Below are 2,601 nucleotides of genomic sequence, written 5' to 3' on the forward strand. Positions count from 1 at the left end.
GTCTCTGACCATTTCGACTCGCCCGAACTTTGGCAAGTGAAAGCCCGCAGCTAATTCAGGAAAATGCTGTAGTGTTTCTCGCTTTTTAGGTATGACTTCAGACTGCTCAGCTTTCCAATATGCGGTCATATCATCCTGTATTAAGTCAACCCGATTGACTCGCTTGCCATTCACAACACGACCTGGTCTAAGCATAGGAAACGGAACAAAGGTGACACTGTTACCATTTTGACGACTCGTAAACTCTTCAGGTAGTGGCATTGGTTTGTCGTTGAAATGGCTATCTTGATAGGAGCCAAAATAAACCACCTGGTCAGTATGTTGAAACCACACACAGTCAGGAATAGAAAAAGCCTTAGCGACCTGATCTAAACATTGATAACCCGTTCCCTGGCAAACAAAGTTTGGGATCGCGGTCTTCATGTATTCTTTATTAGGTAGATTAAACTCGAGACCAGTAAGGTGAGAGAGCGCATCAATAACTTGCTCGGCATTTGGATGCTCTAAACTGAGAGACCAACGTTTACTCAAAATACCTGTCAGTTCTTTCACTGTGATTTTTTGGTAGCCATTGACTGTAGATTGGATTTTATCAACATAGCCCTCAAACCAAGGCGACGTTTTGTTTTCATATCCAATATCAAAACGCACCGGCTCGAATAATTTCAAGGGTTGTGTAGCTTCAATTTCAAAGATGGCCACACTACCCAAAGAAAGCTTTAAGCTCACCATGTTACTTGCCAACTTGACTTCTTCGCCGCTTATATACAAGCGCTTCTCTAACTTCATTGAGTCGCCTCCTCTGCGGTGATGAGTGCCTGTTTCAACCGAGTATTCTCTCGCTGCTCTGGCTTGCTTTGCGCTTTAATCCGCTGCTCTTTTTGCTCGGCGACACTGTTGTACTCCCGAAGCTCAAAAGATACATTCCAAGCCTGTAGAGTTTCATGTTCTCTTGCTTGAATACGTCCAGTGAACTTCACATTGCGAATTTTAAGTGCGAGCGCAATGTCATTGCCGATTCGATAAATACGCCTAGCATTCGACTCATCTTTATCTGAAGCAAACGCATAAAGTTGGGTCAGTGTTTCTATACGAATGAATGGAACACGACCACTAAAGGTAAGCTTTTTGCCTTTGTCACCTTGCTCTGCCACCTCGGTACCAGAAGACTGCCCACTCATGTCCTGGTCTTTAAACTCCATAGACATTTCAACGGTCATCGAGTCTAAGTTAATTGGCACACCATCTAGAGCTAGCATAATAGCTCCTCAAAAAACGTCATAGGTTCATAGCTAAGCAATAGGCTTGCTAATGTAAATTGATTATTGTTGGGCGTTCCCGCTTGATTCAATCGTGTCGCTATACTTTCCGCATTGCCCTCCACGGAGAACGCATAGATACTTCCTTTTAGGTTCTTCAGGGCGTTGAGCTGAGCCTTGATTTCTTCCATCTTTTTATTGCGTTTCGCTGCTAGTAACTGCAACTTGTCAATTACGTGATGGTCATCGTCTGCTAATGACTCTAGCGTAGCTACTTGGGCACCTTGCCAATGTAAAGCATCATGTAATGGGTTAGCGTTGAGTAAAGCCATCGGCTTAAAGCGTGGTAGAGCGATCGCTGCAGGTTGATGGAACTTATCAACGTCATTGGTATTTAAAGCATGACTTTGCCTAGCTACTTGGCACCACTCAGGCATTGGAAACAATGATGTAAGCTCAATGAGCTGCCGAGAGAATTGGTTCAATTGAGAGGCCGTTACCATTATCGCAATACCGTGAAGATGGCCATTTGGTCGGTACCTATCAGCGTAATCCCGCAGCTTATTAGATAACGTTTTAATTGCAGTACTAGGATTGAGGTAACACCCCGAGTCCAAACGGGTCCCCACTTGAAACTGATATGGCGACACTGTAAGTACGGCTCCTGAGACAAGTAGGGATTGAAGTTCACTACGCAGCTTAAGCAAAGCGCTCGCCTCTTCACTTAAAGAGTGACGCCCGTAATTGGCGTCACTTGTATGGTTGGTTAACCGGTTAATCGCTTCGTTCATTACGGCGCCGACTGCGTCTGTCACTGACTCAGCCTTGGTTTGAATGTTCTGCGAGTAACTTGGCCAGTTTAATTGGGATAAGTGCCAAGTCATAAGTGGCCTTCAATTGTCATGGATTTCTCCGTAGGGCGTTGTGGTCGAATGGCCATCATTACTACACCATCCTTTACATAGTCGCGCAGCGCTCTCCGGTAGCTTCTCCAAACTGAAGCAGTTAGCGTAGAACGAGGATCGGAGTCTTCATGTAATGTGACTTGTCTATCCACATAAACCATTTCATGTGCCACCCATTGATTTTCTGCTTCAGCAAAAATAGCTGGCTCTTCTTGACCAGGAACTGCATCTGGATATGTCCATATGCCATTTGATTGTAAGACAGCGGGCAGCTTCTCGGGTGGTGAAGGGATCTCTATCCATCCATGCGGAGGGGTACCTCCGATAACTTGAAAACACCCCGTTCCCACTAATCCATATATTTTCTCTTTATCCATGCCTTACACCTTAACGCCCACAATCTTTCTCAAATAATGCTCACCTGAATAGGCGGTCAC

3 protein-coding genes and 1 pseudogene are annotated in these 2,601 nt (G+C 45.0%); all 4 read right to left on the minus strand.

What is annotated here, in order from left to right; genetic code table 11:
• A pseudogene (locus tag R7E29_RS16585) lies at positions 1-789 on the minus strand (hypothetical protein); the annotation flags it as partial.
• Entirely contained in the window at positions 786-1,259 is a 474-nt protein-coding gene (locus R7E29_RS16590) for a hypothetical protein (protein ID WP_017821188.1), read from the minus strand. The pseudogene R7E29_RS16585 and the gene R7E29_RS16590, both read right to left, overlap by 4 nt.
• Entirely contained in the window at positions 1,253-2,143 is an 891-nt protein-coding gene (locus tag R7E29_RS16595) for a hypothetical protein (protein WP_262668931.1), read from the minus strand. Before R7E29_RS16595 ends, R7E29_RS16590 begins: the two co-directional genes overlap by 7 nt.
• Complete coding sequence (locus tag R7E29_RS16600; protein WP_318082755.1) at positions 2,140-2,541, minus strand: hypothetical protein; 402 nt, start codon at positions 2,539-2,541, stop codon at positions 2,140-2,142. Before R7E29_RS16600 ends, R7E29_RS16595 begins: the two co-directional genes overlap by 4 nt.
• Positions 2,542-2,601: the final 60 nt, after the last annotated feature.

The organism is Vibrio sp. Vb1729 (genome assembly GCF_033338655.1).
Lineage (GTDB): Bacteria > Pseudomonadota > Gammaproteobacteria > Enterobacterales > Vibrionaceae > Vibrio > Vibrio alginolyticus.